16 protein-coding genes are annotated in these 15,908 nt (G+C 60.6%); 7 read left to right on the top strand and 9 right to left on the bottom strand.

Features of this window, described 5'->3' with window-relative positions; genetic code table 11:
* The first annotated feature begins 1 nt into the window (after window position 1).
* The gene (locus C8265_RS14660) at window positions 2-1,891 is read left to right on the top strand and encodes an acyl-CoA synthetase (protein WP_108484769.1); all 1,890 of its coding nucleotides are present in this window, start codon (window positions 2-4) and stop codon (window positions 1,889-1,891) included.
* Between the two features lie 22 nt (window positions 1,892-1,913).
* Here the strand turns inward: C8265_RS14660 and C8265_RS14655 are convergent, their stop codons facing one another.
* The 3 genes from C8265_RS14655 to C8265_RS14645 form a co-directional block, all read right to left on the bottom strand.
* Window positions 1,914-2,207: a hypothetical protein gene (locus C8265_RS14655; RefSeq protein ID WP_108484768.1), complete on the bottom strand. Its 294-nt coding sequence runs from the start codon at window positions 2,205-2,207 to the stop codon at window positions 1,914-1,916.
* 115 nt (window positions 2,208-2,322) lie between these two features.
* On the bottom strand, window positions 2,323-3,294 hold the full coding sequence (locus tag C8265_RS14650) for a glutathione S-transferase family protein (RefSeq protein ID WP_108484767.1): 972 nt from the start codon (window positions 3,292-3,294) through the stop codon (window positions 2,323-2,325).
* A gap of 100 nt (window positions 3,295-3,394) precedes the next feature.
* The gene (locus C8265_RS14645; protein WP_108484833.1) at window positions 3,395-4,333 is read right to left on the bottom strand and encodes a formylglycine-generating enzyme family protein; all 939 of its coding nucleotides are present in this window, start codon (window positions 4,331-4,333) and stop codon (window positions 3,395-3,397) included.
* 296 nt (window positions 4,334-4,629) lie between these two features.
* On the opposite strand from C8265_RS14645, the gene C8265_RS14640 reads away from it, so the two are divergent.
* On the top strand, window positions 4,630-4,974 hold the full coding sequence (locus C8265_RS14640) for a hypothetical protein (RefSeq protein WP_108484766.1): 345 nt from the start codon (window positions 4,630-4,632) through the stop codon (window positions 4,972-4,974).
* Between the two features lie 85 nt (window positions 4,975-5,059).
* Here the strand turns inward: C8265_RS14640 and C8265_RS14635 are convergent, their stop codons facing one another.
* Complete coding sequence (locus tag C8265_RS14635) at window positions 5,060-6,316, bottom strand: DEAD/DEAH box helicase (protein WP_108484765.1); 1,257 nt, start codon at window positions 6,314-6,316, stop codon at window positions 5,060-5,062.
* 558 nt (window positions 6,317-6,874) lie between these two features.
* Window positions 6,875-8,044, bottom strand: coding sequence for a MalY/PatB family protein (locus tag C8265_RS14630; protein WP_108484764.1), 1,170 nt, complete (start codon window positions 8,042-8,044; stop codon window positions 6,875-6,877).
* 114 nt (window positions 8,045-8,158) lie between these two features.
* On the opposite strand from C8265_RS14630, the gene def (C8265_RS14625) reads away from it, so the two are divergent.
* Genes def (C8265_RS14625) through fmt form a run of 5 tightly spaced genes read left to right on the top strand, consistent with a single transcriptional unit; the run spans window position 8,159 to window position 13,106 of the window.
* Window positions 8,159-8,680, top strand: coding sequence for a peptide deformylase (def, locus tag C8265_RS14625; protein ID WP_108484763.1), 522 nt, complete (start codon window positions 8,159-8,161; stop codon window positions 8,678-8,680).
* Window positions 8,677-9,168, top strand: a complete 492-nt coding sequence (gene def / locus C8265_RS14620) for a peptide deformylase (RefSeq protein WP_108484762.1) — start codon at window positions 8,677-8,679, stop codon at window positions 9,166-9,168. Before def (C8265_RS14625) ends, def (C8265_RS14620) begins: the two co-directional genes overlap by 4 nt.
* Entirely contained in the window at window positions 9,165-9,659 is a 495-nt protein-coding gene (def, locus tag C8265_RS14615) for a peptide deformylase (RefSeq protein WP_108484761.1), read from the top strand. Before def (C8265_RS14620) ends, def (C8265_RS14615) begins: the two co-directional genes overlap by 4 nt.
* A gap of 58 nt (window positions 9,660-9,717) precedes the next feature.
* Window positions 9,718-12,183 (top strand): heavy metal translocating P-type ATPase, encoded by a 2,466-nt coding sequence (locus C8265_RS14610; RefSeq protein WP_108484760.1) that lies wholly within the window; start codon window positions 9,718-9,720, stop codon window positions 12,181-12,183.
* A 26-nt stretch (window positions 12,184-12,209) separates the two neighbouring features.
* Entirely contained in the window at window positions 12,210-13,106 is an 897-nt protein-coding gene (gene fmt, locus C8265_RS14605) for a methionyl-tRNA formyltransferase (protein WP_108484759.1), read from the top strand.
* Here fmt and C8265_RS14600 read toward each other — a convergent pair.
* The 4 genes from C8265_RS14600 to C8265_RS14585 all read right to left on the bottom strand — a co-directional run bounded on the left by C8265_RS14600 (window position 13,103) and on the right by C8265_RS14585 (window position 15,851).
* On the bottom strand, window positions 13,103-13,726 hold the full coding sequence (locus C8265_RS14600; RefSeq protein ID WP_108484758.1) for a trimeric intracellular cation channel family protein: 624 nt from the start codon (window positions 13,724-13,726) through the stop codon (window positions 13,103-13,105). The genes fmt and C8265_RS14600 overlap by 4 nt on opposite strands.
* Window positions 13,723-14,181: a ribonuclease HI gene (rnhA, locus tag C8265_RS14595; RefSeq protein ID WP_108484757.1), complete on the bottom strand. Its 459-nt coding sequence runs from the start codon at window positions 14,179-14,181 to the stop codon at window positions 13,723-13,725. The genes C8265_RS14600 and rnhA overlap by 4 nt, the downstream gene beginning before the upstream one ends.
* 77 nt (window positions 14,182-14,258) lie before the next feature.
* Window positions 14,259-15,323, bottom strand: coding sequence for an AI-2E family transporter (locus C8265_RS14590; RefSeq protein WP_108484756.1), 1,065 nt, complete (start codon window positions 15,321-15,323; stop codon window positions 14,259-14,261).
* Between the two features lie 75 nt (window positions 15,324-15,398).
* Window positions 15,399-15,851, bottom strand: a complete 453-nt coding sequence (locus C8265_RS14585) for a DUF3429 domain-containing protein (RefSeq protein ID WP_108484755.1) — start codon at window positions 15,849-15,851, stop codon at window positions 15,399-15,401.
* Between the last annotated feature and the right edge of the window lie 57 nt (window positions 15,852-15,908).

Here is a 15,908-nt window from a genome sequence, read left to right as displayed (position 1 = left end):
AATGGGCAAATTTGCAGGCCATGCCGACCGCACCGCCATCGAGGCGGAAATGCCATGGGACGCACGGGATATGCCGCGCACCATGCACCGGTTCATGGGGTCGGTTGCCCAGCGGTTTCCATCCCGCCCTGCGATCACCTTTCAACTGTTGTCAGGCCCGAAAGACCGGGCCGACACCCTGACCTGGGCACAGTTTCACAGTCAATCAACCCAGGCGGCGAACATGTTTCGCGCCATGGGGGTAGGGCCAAAAGATGTGGTGGCCTATCTGCTGCCCAATTGTCTGGAAACCGCCGTCACCCTGATTGGGGGGACGATTGCGGGCATCGCCAATCCGATCAATCCGTTGTTGGCCCCCGCCCAGATCGCCGCCATCCTGCGCGAAACCGGGGCAACGGTGTTGGTGACGCTCAAGGCGTTTCCGAAAACCGACGTGCCGCAAAAGGCCGCCGAGGCGGTGAAGCTGGCCCCAAACGTCAAAACTGTGCTTGAGGTGGATTTGAACCACTATCTCACGCCGCCCAAACGTTGGATCGTGCCGTTTATCCGCCCGAAAAACCCCGTGGATCACCACGCGCGGGTTTTGCAGTTTCGCACCGAATTGGCGAAATACCCCGGCGATCATCTGACATTCGATGACCCGGATCAGGATCGTGTCGCCGCCTATTTTCACACCGGCGGCACCACCGGCATGCCAAAGGTGGCGCAACACAGAATTTCCGGCATGGTCTATAACGGATGGCTGGGCCATCGGTTGTTGTTCAGCGAAAAGGACAACGTGATTTGCCCACTGCCGTTGTTTCATGTGTTTGCCTGCCATGTGATCTTGATGGCGATGATATCATCGGGGGGTCATGTGGTGTTTCCCACACCTGCGGGATACCGGGGTGACGGGGTGTTCGACAATTTCTGGAAGCTGGTCGAGCGATGGAAAATCAGCTTTGTCATCACCGTACCCACGGCCATTGCCGCGCTGATGCAGCGCCCGGTCGATGCCGATGTCTCCAGCATCAAACAGGCGTTTTCCGGATCTTCGCCACTGCCGGTTGAATTGTACAAACGGTTTGAAAAGGCCACAGGCGTGGCCATCTGCGAAGGTTACGGGCTGACCGAAGCCACCTGTCTGGTGTCGATCAACCCGGTGGACGGGATTAAGAAAATCGGCAGCGTCGGTATTCCGTTTCCCTATTGTGGGGTGAAAATCCTGGTCGAAACGCCTGATGGCATGCAGGAATGTGAAACCGATGCCGTTGGGGAAATCTGTGTATCAAACCCCGGGGTTTATGCGGGCTCAACCTATACCGAGGTTGATAAGAACAATGACCTGTTTCACGATGATATCTATCTGCGCACCGGTGATCTGGGGCGGATCGACAGTGATGGATATATCTGGATCACCGGCCGGGCCAAGGATGTGATCATTCGCGGCGGCCACAATATCGACCCCGCCGAAATAGAAGAGGCATTGGCCGGCCATCCCGACGTGGCCATGGCAGGCGCCATCGGCCAACCCGATGCCTTTGCCGGGGAACTGCCCTGTGCCTATGTCGAACTGGTGGCGGACAGCGATTGCACGGTTGAAACCCTGATCGAACACGCCCGCCAAAATGTGCGCGAACGCGCCGCCCGGCCAAAATACATCGAAATCATTGATGAAATGCCCAAAACCGCGGTGGGCAAGGTATTCAAACCCGAACTGCGCCGCCGCGCCATCACCCGTGTGTTCAACGCCGCCCTTGAACAGGCCGGTATCGATGCCCGCGTGGCCGATGTGCGCGAAGACCGAAAGCGCGGCCTTGTCGCATATGTGGCGCGGGGCGAAGCCGGTGATCAGGGCCGCGTGGCGCAGGTGTTGGGCGAATTCGCCACGCCTTGGGATTGGGCCGACTGATCACGGGCCATCTGGCTGTTTGTCAGAGGAAAAACAGCCAGATCACCCCATATCCCACCCCGGCAATAAACAGCAGGCCGACCATGATCAGGATCAGATTGCGCAGTAATATGCACAGAATGAACGAGCCGACGATCATGAAAAACGAGATTGGCGAAAACCCGTAAATTATCAGGATCGCCGCGACGATGGCGAACCAGACAAAGACGACAACGCCAATCGCGTCTTCTTCGCTTTTCTCCTTGCCCGACATGAGCCTGAAAGTGCCGTTGCCATCTTCCTTGACATATAGGCGGTCGTCTTTATCTTGGCTCATTTCGGGGCTCCGGTTTCGGCAGGGCAGGGAGGTGACGCTCGTTGCATTGAGCCACTAAAACTATGAGCAAGGCTTTAATTTGCAACGCTTTTTCCGTCAACTCCGTTTTGTGCCGCTATCGCCCGTGCGGCGCCATCCAATCGATCACCGGGTTGATCGGGATGATCCGGTTTGGATTGATCGTGTCGTGGCTGTAATGATAATGGCGCACGATATGATCAAAATTGATCGTCTCGGCAATGCCGGGCCATTGGTACAATTCGCGCGTGTAGGCCCATAGGTTGGGGTAATCGACGATCCGCTTGCGATTGCATTTAAAATGCAGGTGATAGACCAGATCGAACCTGACCAGGGTTGAAAACAGCCGCCAATCCGCCTCGGTCAGGGTGTCACCCATCAGATACCGGTTGTCAGACAGCCGGTCTTCCAGCCAGTCAAGCGATTCAAAAAGCGGGACAACTGCGTTGTCATAGGCGCCCTGACTGGTGGCAAACCCGGCCTTGTAAACGCCATTGTTCACCGTGTCATAAATACGGTCATTGACCGGCTCCATGGCATCGCGCAGGGGTTCGGGCCAGTAATCATCGGTATTGCCGGTCAGATGATCAAAGGCCGAATTGAACATCCGGATGATTTCAGAGCTTTCGTTACTGACGATGGTTTCGCGCTCTTTGTCCCACAGGATCGGCACGGTCACGCGGCCCGACATATCGGGTTTTACTTTCAGATAGATGTCGCGCGCGAAGGGCAGGCCGTACAACGTATCCCCCGTTGTGCCCGGATAATCGGTGGCAAATGTCCACCCTTCGCCCAGCATGTCGGGGTGAACCACCGACACACCAATCATGTCTTGCAACCCCTTCAGGGTGCGGAAAAACAGCGCGCGGTTGGCCCAGGGGCAGGCCAGAGAGACATACAGATGATACCGGTCCGGCGCGGCCTTGAACCCGCCTTCGCCGGTTGGGCCGGCACTGCCATCGGCGGTGATCCAGTTGCGAAAGCTGGCCTGCGATCGTTTGAACGCGCCGCCCGTGCTTTTGGTGTCGTACCATTCATCGTGCCAGACGCCGTCAACCAATTGTCCCATTGCATGTCTCCTGTGCTGTTTGTGGGTGTTTACCCGATTGTCGGCCCTTGCGATACCAGCGTCACAGCACGCCCGCCCCGCGCCTGTGCACAGATCGCCATCATGGATCGGGTTTCAGGGGGGGCGTGTCGTATACGACGCGAAATCCGGTATGGGTTGTTGTGCTGTCGGGGGTGTTGCCGATACGGGCGGCAATGCGATAGCGGTGGCAATAGGATTCGTGGCACAAGAATGATCCGCCTTTCAACAGCTTGCGGGGGGCATTTGCCACCTGACGCGCCGCCCGTTTCAATGTGCGCAGGCGAAACGGATCACTGCTCCACTCCCAGATATTGCCGACCATGTTGAACAATCCGTATCCGTTGGCCGGAAAACTGTGGGTTGGGGCGGTGCCGGTAAATCCATCGGCCCCGGTGTCGTGATCGGGAAACCGCCCTTGCCAGATGTTGCAACGAAACGGGCCCGCATCGGTGGGCGCCTCATGACCCCAGGGATAGCGCACATCGCCCAATCCCCCCCGTGCGGCGTGTTCCCATTCGGCCTCGCGCGGCAATCGGCCCCCGACCCAGGCGGCATAGGCGCGCGCATCGGTCCAGGCGATATGCACCACCGGATGATCGGCCAAGGGCGCGCCGCCCTGTGGCCCGGTGGGGCGGTGCCAACACGCGCCATCGACGCGGCGCCACCATTCAACACCCTGCACGGCGTGGGTTGGCCCCTGTTGTTCCGGAACATGGGACCAGAATACAAACGACCATCCAAACCGCTCGGCCTCGGTCTGGTATCCGGTGGCGTCGACGAACCGGGCAAAGGCGGCATTGCTGACGGTGCCCCGTTCCCACCACAGGGGCTTTACCGTGGCGCGGCGCGCCGGGCCTTCCTCATCCACCGGAAAAACCGGTCTGTCGGTGCCTAAAACCGCCCGCCCCCCGGGCACCGGCACACAGTCGCGCGCGACATTGCCGCCTGTGGGCAGCGTTTGATCGGGCAGGGTGGGTTTCACCATTTCGGGGCTGCAACAGCGGGCAGTGTCAGTCATGGTGCCATGCATCAACCCGGCCACCGCCTGTGTCAAGCCATGGGGCGGCGTTCCCCGGTCGGATCAGCCGCCCGCATTGGAACCGATTCTGTGCACAGTGGCATGGCCGCCTGTCCTATGGCCCCGATTCGCCTGGCGCGTTGTTCAAAATGACCGATGTTTCGCCATTGAAAGGGTGAGATTAACAATCCTGTCATAAATTTGCGCTCTATTTGAAGGGTCCGGCGCCCAAACACTTGACGGATCGCACGCCGGTGACGTCTGTTAAGATAACGCCAACGCTTTCGGAGGCTGTGATGCTGGAATATCTACCGCAAGAGGTGAAAGACGGATTGGACAAGGCCCGCCGCGATGCCGCCCGCCGCAAAGGCCGGATGCATGTGCAGGTGGGGGATCAGGAGTATGTGGTTTTGCGGTATTGGGATCAGGGGTTTGCCCTGAGTGCGGCCGACGCACCACATCTGCGGGGCCATGTTGACCTGTATGATGGCCCGCGTCACATGGGCCGCTGTCTGATCGTGGCCAGCGGTCAGGAGCGTGACGAAATGGTGTATGAGTTCAAGCAAAACACACCGGTGTTCGACCGCCCGCCGCGCGATTTCGCACCCGATGATTTCACCCCGGCGGGTTTGCTGACCTAACCGAGGCAATTCAGCCTTGATAACGCCGGGCCCAAGGATTGTTTCCCGGGCCCGTGCGCAGTTTTATTTACCGAGTGGCAACCGCCTAGGCCGCGCGACGCCGCCGTCTGGGTCCACCACCTGTTGCCGGTTTGCCGGCCTGCGGCTTGCGCTGACCCTGGGGTTTGCCGCCGCCGCCACCGCGCCGACGTGCGGGTTTTGCACCGCCGACAACCTCCCATGGGCGGCCCGACGCGACATCGATCCCTGATTTCATCACTTTTTCGATGTCTTTCAGATACGGCATCTCATCTGGCGCGCAAAATGCAATGGCCTGGCCGCTGGCCCCGGCCCGCGCGGTGCGCCCGATGCGGTGAATATAATTCTCGGCAACGTTGGGCAGGTCGTAGTTATACACGAACATCACCTCGGGAATGTCGATGCCGCGCGCGGCCACATCGGTGGCGACCAACACCTTGATCTTGCCAGCCTTGAAATCGGCGATCGCGCGATCCCGCTGTCCCTGACTTTTGTTGCCATGGATCGATGCGGTGGAAAACCCGGCACGATCCAGGTTTTTCATCAGTTTTTCACTGCCATGCTTGGTGCGTCCAAACACCAAGGCCCGCTCATCGGGGTGCTTTTTCAGCAGATCCATCAACAACCCCTGCTTTTCGGCCTGGGCGATGAAATGCACCGATTGGGTGATATTGTCAGCGGTCTGGCCCGGGCGGGCCACTTCGATACGCACCGGATCGGTCAGATACACACTGGCGATTTCGTTCATCTGCTTTGGCATCGTGGCCGAAAACAGCATGGTCTGGCGATCCTTGGCCAGCAACGGCGCAATCTTGCGCAAAGCGTGGATAAAGCCAAGATCAAGCATCTGATCTGCCTCATCCAGAACCAGGAATTTGGCGTCGCTCAATGTAACAGCGCGACGATCCAGCAGATCCATCAAACGGCCAGGCGTGGCAACCAACAGATCTACGCCACGCTCAAGGCGATTGATCTGGCGGTTGATGCTGACGCCGCCCACAACAATCGCCACGGAAAGGTGCGACCCACCGGTATAAGCGCGCAGGTTTTCGGCGATCTGATTGGCCAGTTCCCGTGTCGGTGCCAGGATAAGCCCGTGAACCGAACGTGGCTTGGGCTTTACGCCCAGTTTGCTGAGCGTGTGAATCAACGGCAGGCCAAACGCCGCGGTTTTGCCGGTGCCGGTCTGCGCCAGACCCATCACATCGCGGCCATTCATCGCATGCGGAATCGCCTGTTTCTGAATCGGCGTTGGCTCGGTGATGCCCAAGGCAGTGAGGTTAGAAACGATCTTGGGCGCAAGGCCCAACATGTCGAAATCCATAGTAAATCCTTTGTCACGGCACGCCCCATGGCCTGCCGTATGAAACGGTCAAACGCCCCAGGTCTGCCCCGGGCGAAAGTGCAGGTTGCGCCGCGATCTGACCGCTGGGCCGGATGCCCCGTGGCCGTCAAAGCGCTGCCCCCCTGCGTGATGTGGGAAACTTTAGTGATCGTCGCGGCCCCGAGTGTGCCCGGTTTCGGGCAAATCTGCTCACGCGGCAGAGGGCGGCGGTTACACGCCATATCGGCGGGGACGCCGTGAAAGTCAAGCGCTCTGCGCCAATCCAATTTGCGCCGCGCCCGAAGGGACACGCGCCTTTTGGATATTTATAGCAAGAAAAAACACAGAAATGCGCCCCATTTCAGATGTGTCAAAATGAAACGGGGCGGCTTTTCCTTGCACGGTCATCGGCTTCCCAGCCTGTACCGCATGATGAGATTTCGTGATTTTGGTTAATATTCAATGAATCGCACAGGGTTTTTTCTTGCTGAAAATATCTTGGGGGAGGCCTGAAAGGCCGGGGGCAAAGCCCCCAACCCGGCCCGCAGGGCCGCCTCCTTATTGCAAATCTCCAAAAGCGTCTGTCAGCCGCGCGACGGCCTCTTTGATCCGTGCACGCGGCGTGGCGATGTTGAACCGCAGGAAATGTTCGCCGCCCGTGCCGAATGTCGGCCCGGCATTGGCGGCGATTTTGGCATCCTGGCTGACACGACGGCTGAATTCTTCGCGTTTCATCCCGGTGCCCTCAAAATTGACCCAGCTCAGGTACGTCGCCTCAAGCGAAACCGAGGAAAGGCCGGGAATCGCGTTCACCCCTTCGTCAAATACTTTACGGTTGCCATCCAGATAGGTCATCAAATCATCGACCCAGGCGGCGCCGTCGGGCGAATAGGCCGCCGTGGCCATGAACAGCCCGAATGAATTGGGCGACAGGCCCAATGCCGCCATCCGCGCGCCGAACCGGGCGCGCAATTCGGGATCGGCGATGATCACGTTGCCAACATGGGATCCGGCGATGTTGAATGTTTTGGTGGTGGCCGTCATCATCACCAGCCGGTCTTCGATCCCGTCGATATGGGCCATGGGAATATGGCTGTGGCCGGGAAATACCAGATCGTGATGAATTTCATCACTGACCAGAATCAGATCGTGACGCTTTGCAAATTCGGCCACCTGGGTCAGTTCTTCGCGGGTCCAGACGCGGCCGCCGGGGTTGTGGGGCGAACACAGGATCAGCATGGTTTCCGAGCCGTCAAGTTGCGCATCCCAGCGGTCAAAATCGAGGGTATAGCGCCCCTGATCCAACGCCATCTCGCATTCAACCACGCGGCGACCGGCGGCTTTGATCACTTTGGCAAAGGCATGATAAACGGGCGTGAACAACACGATCCCATCGCCCGGTGCGGTAAACGCATCCAGGCACATCGCGGTGCCGTTGACCAGACCGTGGGTGGTGAACACCCAATCGGGGTCAACCGTCCAACCGTGGCGCGTTTGCATCCACCACTGGATGGCGGCCAGATAATCGGTATCGTCGCCAAAATAGCCGTAAATCCCATGGTCAACCATGTTTTGCACCGCGTTTTGCACACAGGCGGGGGGGCGGAAATCCATATCGGCCACCCACATGGACAGGCCCTCGTCCCGTGGCACACCATACAGGGGCTCCATCATGTCCCATTTCATGCAATGGGTGCCGCGCCGGTCAATTATATCGTCAAAACTCATGGATTTTCGTCCTTTGGCCTATTTTTGTCTAGCCTAAGGCGTTGCGCCGCCGGGTAAAGCCCCATTCGCGCGGGTGATATTGCAAAACCTTCCGGCACGTCATACATCCCGCAAATGGCCATTCTTGATATTCTCATCCATCCCGATCCGCGCCTGAAAAAGGTCGCCGCCCCCGTGCAGGACGTGTCTGACGATTTGCGCCGGTTGGCCGATGACATGTTGCAAACCATGTATGACGCGCCGGGCATTGGATTGGCCGCGCCCCAGGTGGGGGTGATGCAGCGTTTGATCGTGGTCGATTGCGTAAAAGAGGACGGCGCCGCGCCGCGCCCGATCGTCATGCTGAACCCCACCGTGACATGGGCCAGCGACGCGCAATCGGTCTATGAAGAAGGGTGCCTGTCGATCCCCGAACAATATGGCGAGGTCGAGCGCCCCGCCGAGGTCGAGGTGCGCTGGAATGATTTGAAGATGGGCGAGCACAGCGAACGGTTTGACGGGTTGTGGGCCACCTGTGTGCAGCATGAAATTGACCATCTGAACGGCAAGTTGTTCATTGATTATCTCAAACCCCTGCGCCGTCAGATGATCACCCGCAAGATGGTGAAACTGAAACGCGAACGGCAGCGCGCGTGATCCGGCCCATTGTGCTGTGGCCTGATCCGGTGTTGCGGGCTGTGTGTGCGCCGGTCACTGTGTTTGATGATGCTCTTACAGCGCTCACCGATGATATGTTGGAAACGATGTATGATGCCTCGGGGCGGGGTTTGGCAGCGCCGCAAATCGGCGTGACACGGCGGGTGTTTGTCATGGATGTAACGTGGAAAGACGGCGCGCCGGACCCTTGGATCTGTATCAATCCGGCGATCATTGCCGCCAGCGCCGATCAGCGCGCCGAAACCGAAGGCTGCCTTTCGATTCCCGATCTGCCGGTTCAGGTAACGCGCCCTGACACACTCACGCTGTCCTGGCAGGATCTGACGGGTGCCGCGCATCGGGCCATGCTGAGCGGGTTTGCCGCCACCTGTGCGCAGCACGAGCTGGATCATCTGAATGGCGTGACCCTGTTTGATCACATGTCGCCCGATCAGCGCGCAACGTTTGAAGCCGAGGTTTTGCCATGACGCCGCGCCCCTATGTGATGTGGCCCGACAAACGGTTGCAGACCCCCGCCGAAATGGTGCCGGAAATCACCGATGACATCCGCGCCCTGTGGGATGAGATGATCGAGGCGATGGAGGCGATGCCCGGCGTCGGTCTGGCCGCACCGCAATTGGGCGTGATGCTGCGTCTGGCGGTGGTGGATGCCTCGGAAAAGCGCGGTCAGGCGGTGCGCATGGCCAACCCCGAAATCCTGCATGCCAGTATCGAACCACGGCTGCACCAGGAGGCATCGCCAAACCTGCCCGGTCTGGCCGCCCCCGTGACCCGGCCCCGCGCCGTAACGGTACGGTTTGTGAATGCCGCAGGTGCGGTGGAACAGCGCGATTTTGTCGGCCTGTGGGCCACCAGCGTGCAACACCAGATCGATCATCTGAACGGCAAGATGTATTTTGACCGCCTGAGCCGCACCAAACGCGCGATGCTTTTGAAAAAGGCGGCCAAATTGCGCTAGGCGGCCCTTGACCCTCCAGTGGGTGGAGGGCCTATCTCTGCCAGGGAAAGGAAATCCTATGGCAGATATCACTTTTGAACTTGAGGGACTGAATTGTGCCTCATGTGTGGGGCGGGCGGAAAAGGCGATCAAAACCGTGCCCGGCGTCACCGCGGCACAGGTCAATCTGGCCACCACCACCGCGCGGGTCACGATGGACGACGCCAGTATGGCGCAGGTTGCTCAGGCGTTGCGCGAAGCGGGCTATCCCGCCAAAATGCACACCGCGCAGTTCGATGTTGAAAACCTGTCCTGTGCGTCTTGTGTGGGGCGCGCCGAAAAGGCGCTGTTGGCGATCCCCGGCGTGGTTGAGGCCAGCGTTAATCTGGCCACCGAAACGGCACAGGTGACATGGGCCGAAGGCGCGGCAACACCCGACGCCATCACCGCCGCGACGCGGGCCGCCGGATATCCGGTGATTCCCCAAGATGACACTGCACAGCCCGACACCAAACCCGATGAGGCGGCGATTTTGACGCGCGATACGATTATCGCTGCCGTGCTCACCCTGCCGGTGTTCATTTTGGAAATGGGCGGGCATTTGATTCCGGCATTTCATCATCTTATCGGCCAGACCATCGGTCATACGACCAGTTGGATGATCCAATTCGTTCTGACCACGGCTGTTCTGGTCTTTCCCGGTCGGCGGTTCATCACCAAGGGCTGGCCTGCGCTGATGCGCCGGGCACCTGACATGAACGCATTGGTGGCGCTGGGCACCGGCGCGGCCTGGCTATATTCCACTGTGGCGCTGTTTGCGCCCACGCTTTTGCCCGCGGCCAGCCGCGCCGTGTATTTTGAGGCGGCGGCGGTGATTGTCACCCTGATCCTTTTGGGTCGCACGCTTGAGGCGCGGGCCAAGGGGCGCACCGGTGCTGCGATTCGCGGGCTGATGGGCCTGCAACCGCGTGTGGCTTTGGTTGAGCGTGATGGCGAAACGGTTGAACAGGACATCGCCACACTTGCCCCCGGCGATGTGGTATTGGCCCGCCCCGGCGCGCGTATTCCGGTGGACGGGCAGGTCATGTCGGGTGACAGTTGGGTTGACGAAAGCATGATCACCGGCGAACCGGCCCCCGTGGCCAAAACCACCGACGACACCGTGGTGGGCGGCACGATCAACGGCACCGGCGCGTTGCGCATTCGCGCCACGGCGGTGGGGGCTGACACGGTGCTGTCGGGCATCGTGCGCATGGTGCAAGAGGCACAAGGCGCGCGCCTGCCGATTCAGGCCATGGCCGACCGGATCACCGCGATTTTCGTACCGGCCGTATTGGCGATTGCCGCCGCCACGGTTCTGGCATGGTTGGTGTTCGGCCCCGATCCGGCGCTGACATTCGCGCTGGTGGCGGGGGTGTCGGTTTTGATCGTGGCGTGCCCCTGTGCCATGGGTCTGGCCACGCCAACCAGTGTGATGGTGGGCACCGGGCGCGCCGCCGAAATGGGCGTGCTGTTTCACAAGGGCGACGCGCTGCAATCCCTGTCCGAGGTTGGGGTGATCGCGTTTGATAAAACCGGCACCTTGACCCAAGGCCGCCCTGAGCTGACCGATCTTGAACTGGCGGCCGGATTGCAGCGGGACGATGTTCTGCCGTTGCTTGCCGCCCTTGAGGCGCAATCAGAACACCCGATTGCCCGTGCCATCACCCGTGCGGCAGCAGGCCAGACCCTGCCCGTGGTGGATGATTTTCAATCTCACACCGGGCAGGGCGTGTCAGGCCGGGTGGGCGGGCGCGCCGTGCGCATCGGTACCGCCCGGTTCATGGCCGAAATCGATGTGGCGGTTGATCCGTTGGCCGAGCAAAGCGCGCGGATTGCCAATCAGGGGCGTTCGGCGATGTTTGCCGCGATTGATGGCGAACTTGCCGCCGTGATCGGCGTGGCCGACCCGATCAAACCCAGCACGCCCGCCGCTTTGGCCGAATTGCGTGCGATGGGCCTGACCCTGGCCATGGTCACTGGCGATCAAGAGGCGACAGCCCGCGCCATTGCCCGCGATCTGGGCATTGAACATGTGGTTGCCGGCGTCATGCCCGATGGCAAGGTCGCCGCGATCGAGCAGTTGAGGGGCGACAAAACCCTGGCCTTTGTCGGCGATGGCATCAACGACGCGCCCGCGCTGGCCGCGGCCGATGTGGGCATTGCGCTGGGCACCGGCACCGATGTGGCGATGGAAACCGCCGATGTGGTGTTGATGTCGGGCGATTTGAACGGGGTGGCCAAGGCAATGGTGGTCAGCCGCGCGACCCTGCGCAATATCCGTCAGAACTTGTTCTGGGCCTTTGCCTATAACACGGCGCTGATCCCGGTGGCGGCGGGGGTTTTGTACCCGATCAGCGGCACGTTGCTGTCGCCGATGCTGGCGGCGGGGGCGATGGCATTGTCCAGCGTGTTCGTGATTTCCAACGCCCTGCGCCTGCGCCGGGTGACATTGCCCAAGGGCGCGGCGGCGGGCGGGTTTACACCGGCCCCCGCGCCGGGCTAAGCCGCGCCTAACCACAGGAGGCACAGTTGAACATCATATTCATGGGCACGCCCGATTTTTCTGTGCCGATCCTGCGGGCGCTGGCGCGCGATCATACGATCACCTGTGTTTATACACAGCCGCCCCGCCCCGCCGGACGCGGTAAAAAAGACCGCCCCACCGCCGTGCATGCCTGGGCCGAAACGCTGGGCCTGCCGGTGCGCCATCCGAAATCGTTGAAATCCCCCGAGGCACAGGCCGATTTTGCCGCACTCAGGGCCGATGTGGCGGTTGTTGTGGCCTATGGTCTGATCCTGCCCCAAGCGGTGCTGGATGCGCCCGGCCACGGGTGTTTGAACATTCACGCCTCGCTTTTGCCGCGCTGGCGCGGGGCGGCACCGATTCACCGGGCGATCATGGCGGGCGACGAGGAAACCGGCGTTTGCATCATGCAGATGGAGGCAGGGTTGGACACCGGCCCGGTGCTGTTGCGTGCAGCCCTGCCGATTGGCCCGACCGATACCACCGGCGATCTGCATGACCGGTTGTCAGAAATGGGCGCCGATCTGATTGTTCAAGCCTTGGGCGATCTGCCGGGCCTCACCGCCACGCCACAGCCCGATCAGGGCGTGACCTATGCCGCCAAGATCGACAAGGCCGAGGCGCGGGTGGATTGGGCCAGACCCGCCGACGAGGTGGCGCGCCATATCAACGGGTTGTCGCCTTTTCCCGGCGCATGGTGCGATATTGCGGGCGAGCGGGTGAAACTGTTGCGCGCCGAACCGGTGGCCGGGCAGGGCGCGCCGGGCACGGTGTTACAGGGGTTCACCATTGCCTGTGGCACCGGGGCCGTGCGCATCATACAGGCGCAGCGGGCCGGTAAATCGGCCATGAACAGCGGCGATATCCTGCGCGGTCTGACGTTGCCGCCCAGCCTGGGTTAGCCGCGCGGCGGGCGGGCGCGATAGACGGGCAATTTCCAGCCAAACATCAACGATCCGCCCCGCAGCGCAAAGGTGACAATTCCGCAAACCGCTAGGGGGCCAAACCCGCCCAGTTCGACCTCAGGCATGATCAGCGCGGCAATTGCCCCGGCGACGGCGGCGGTGGCATAAATTTCGCCCTGTTTCAGCAACAATGGCACCTCGTTCGCGACGACATCGCGCATCAATCCCCCGGCACAGCCCGTGATCACCCCCATGACAATCACGATCGGCGGCGGCGCATCAAGCGCCAGCGCGACACCGACACCGGCAGGCACGGCAACCGCCAATGCCGCGGCATCCAGCCACAACACCCAGTGATGGCGGCTTTCCACCAGATGGGCGGTGAAGAAGATGAAAACAGCCGCCGCACCGATCACCACCAGATAGGTGGGTTCGGCAATCCAGAACACCGTGTCCCGCCCCAACAGCACATCACGCATGCTGCCCCCGCCCACGCCGGTCAGGCCCGCAAGAACGGAAAACCCGATCAGGTCCAATTGCGCCCGGCTGGCCACCAATGCGCCGGTCAGGGCAAAGATGAACACCGCCGCAAAATCAAGCAGGGGAAGAATGGTCATTTGCCTGCCTTGAACGGGGCCATCCCGGCGCGGGCCAATTCATCGGCACGTTCGTTTTCGGGGTGGCCCGCGTGGCCCTTGACCCAGGCCCAGGTCACATTGTGGCGGGCCTGTGCGGCATCCAGACGTTTCCACAGATCTTCGTTTTTCACCGGCTTTTTCTGGGCGGTGCGCCAACCGTTCCGCTTCCAGCCATGAATCCATGTGGTCACGCCGTTTTTCACATATTGGCTATCGGTGACGACGGTGATTTCGCTGTCGCGTGACAGGGATTCCAGCGCGCCGATGGCGGCCAACAGTTCCATACGGTTGTTGGTGGTCAGGGGTTCACCGCCGCTGAGCGGGCGTTCCTTGATCACCTTGCCGCCTTCGCGGGCAATCATCAGCGCGCCCCAACCGCCGGGGCCGGGGTTGCCGCTACAGGCGCCATCGGTATAGGCGAAAAGTTCAGCCATCGGTATGTCCCAGAATATGTCGCCGCCGTCATAGGCGAAGCCGACCTCCGAGGCCAGTCCCCTCGGGCTTCACCGGGCTATGACGTGACCGGGGCCGCGCCGCTGAGGAATTGCCCGAATGTTTTAAGCGGGCCGGTGTTGTCGCAGATCACCTTGAACACCACCAGGATCGGCACCGCCACCAAAGCCCCGGCAATGCCCCAAAGCCAACCCCACAAAACCACGGCCAGAAATACCGCAATCGGATTCATCGACAACCGCCGTCCGATCACCGTCGGGGTGACGAACTGACCCTCGATGGTGGTCAGGGTCAGAAAGGCAACCGGCGCCAGCGCGGCATAGCCGAGCGAATCAAAACTGACCACGGAAAATGCCGCAACGATGGCCGCCCCGATCAATGCCCCAAGATAAGGAAGAAAGTTCAGCGCAAAGGCCATCATGCCCCACACATAAGGATAGGGCAGCCCGATCGCGAACATCGCCAGCGTGACCGCCACCCCCAGCAATGCGTTGATCAGCGTGATCGTCAGCAAATAGCGCGACACGTTGCGCTCAATTTCATACACGGTGGTCAGGGCGCGTTTCTTGTCACTGAGCTTTGGAAAGGATTGCACCACCTTGGTCAGCATCACATCGCCCGACGCCAACAGGAATGTGGCAAACACCAGGGCCACGGCAATCGTGCCGCCAATCATCCCGGCAGAGCTGACCGCGCTGTTCAAAAGCGATGGTTGCTGAACCACAACTTCGGTCTTTTCCGGCTCGCCCATGCGGGCCATGTCTTCCACCTCTTTGGTGGCGTTCTGCATGTCGTTGATCGACAGGAACAAACCGCGCAGGCGCTGTTTCAGTTGAAACTGCATGGTCGCGCTTTCGTCGACCAGGGCATTCACTGCCCCCGCCGAACCAAGAGCCAGCGCCAACAGCAAAAAGGTGACGCCCAATATCAAAACAAAGGCGGCAACACCGGGTGGAAACCCCGCGCGCTGCATCCCGCGCGAGAACGGGCGCAGCGTAAGCGCAATCAACAGCCCCGCCAGAACCGGCAAAAGCAGATCGCGCGCGACATAGGCCAGCGCAAACAGTGATAAAACAACCAAGGTATTGACGCCCCGGCGTAGCCCTTCAAGTTCCGAAGCCATGGCGCCCCCAATTATGCATAATTCCGCATCACACGTTCTTGAACGCGCCGGGCATCGGGTCGGTTCCCGTTGGCGTCAAAAGACTCCGATGGACAGACAGCCCACAACAACGACGCTGAGCAGGATGCGCAACTGCATCCACCACGGTGGGGCCAGCCCCCAGCGCCAGAATTGAAAGTCAAGGATCAGCAGGCCAAGAAACCCGAATATCAGGTATATCGCCGCAGAAACCGGGCCGCCCCCCACAAAGAAAAACGCCCAAAGTGCCGGCAGCACCGACAGGCCGTATCCGATGGCGGCGGCCTTCCCTTCAACCTTGGTGGCGAACCCCCACAGCACACCGGACATGAACGCCAGGATCACCGTGCCATAGGCCAGTTGCACATAAGGCCCGACAAACCGGGGCCCAACGATGCGCGCCGCCTGCAGGCCAAAATCGGGAAACACCACCGTCAGCGCCCCCCAGACAAACGGAATAAGCCCGGCAAGACCAAGGCAGAGCGCAGAAAGAGGAATGGTTGGTTTCATAGCCGTGTCAGATAGGGCAGGGGTGGCAAGTTGACCAGCAAAACCGGACCGGCGCGT

Origin of the sequence: Oceaniglobus ichthyenteri (assembly GCF_003057885.1) — a bacterium.
GTDB classification, from domain to species: Bacteria; Pseudomonadota; Alphaproteobacteria; order Rhodobacterales; family Rhodobacteraceae; genus Oceaniglobus; species Oceaniglobus ichthyenteri.
The sequence above is the reverse complement of the archived record's forward strand: the minus strand, read 5'-3'. Positions and strand labels throughout refer to the sequence as shown.

Excerpts from the sequence above, each read along its gene's own strand:
- C8265_RS14660 (WP_108484769.1), top strand. The coding sequence starts at position 2 with ATGGGCAAATTTGCAGGCCATGCCGACCGCACCGCCATCGAGGCGGAA.
- C8265_RS14655 (WP_108484768.1), bottom strand. The coding sequence starts at position 2,207 with ATGAGCCAAGATAAAGACGACCGCCTATATGTCAAGGAAGATGGCAAC.
- C8265_RS14650 (WP_108484767.1), bottom strand. The coding sequence starts at position 3,294 with ATGGGACAATTGGTTGACGGCGTCTGGCACGATGAATGGTACGACACC.
- C8265_RS14645 (WP_108484833.1), bottom strand. The coding sequence starts at position 4,333 with ATGACTGACACTGCCCGCTGTTGCAGCCCCGAAATGGTGAAACCCACC.
- C8265_RS14640 (WP_108484766.1), top strand. The coding sequence starts at position 4,630 with ATGCTGGAATATCTACCGCAAGAGGTGAAAGACGGATTGGACAAGGCC.
- C8265_RS14635 (WP_108484765.1), bottom strand. The coding sequence starts at position 6,316 with ATGGATTTCGACATGTTGGGCCTTGCGCCCAAGATCGTTTCTAACCTC.
- C8265_RS14630 (WP_108484764.1), bottom strand. The coding sequence starts at position 8,044 with ATGAGTTTTGACGATATAATTGACCGGCGCGGCACCCATTGCATGAAA.
- def (WP_108484763.1), top strand. The coding sequence starts at position 8,159 with ATGGCCATTCTTGATATTCTCATCCATCCCGATCCGCGCCTGAAAAAG.
- def (WP_108484761.1), top strand. The coding sequence starts at position 9,165 with ATGACGCCGCGCCCCTATGTGATGTGGCCCGACAAACGGTTGCAGACC.
- C8265_RS14610 (WP_108484760.1), top strand. The coding sequence starts at position 9,718 with ATGGCAGATATCACTTTTGAACTTGAGGGACTGAATTGTGCCTCATGT.
- C8265_RS14600 (WP_108484758.1), bottom strand. The coding sequence starts at position 13,726 with ATGACCATTCTTCCCCTGCTTGATTTTGCGGCGGTGTTCATCTTTGCC.
- rnhA (WP_108484757.1), bottom strand. The coding sequence starts at position 14,181 with ATGGCTGAACTTTTCGCCTATACCGATGGCGCCTGTAGCGGCAACCCC.
- C8265_RS14590 (WP_108484756.1), bottom strand. The coding sequence starts at position 15,323 with ATGGCTTCGGAACTTGAAGGGCTACGCCGGGGCGTCAATACCTTGGTT.
- C8265_RS14585 (WP_108484755.1), bottom strand. The coding sequence starts at position 15,851 with ATGAAACCAACCATTCCTCTTTCTGCGCTCTGCCTTGGTCTTGCCGGG.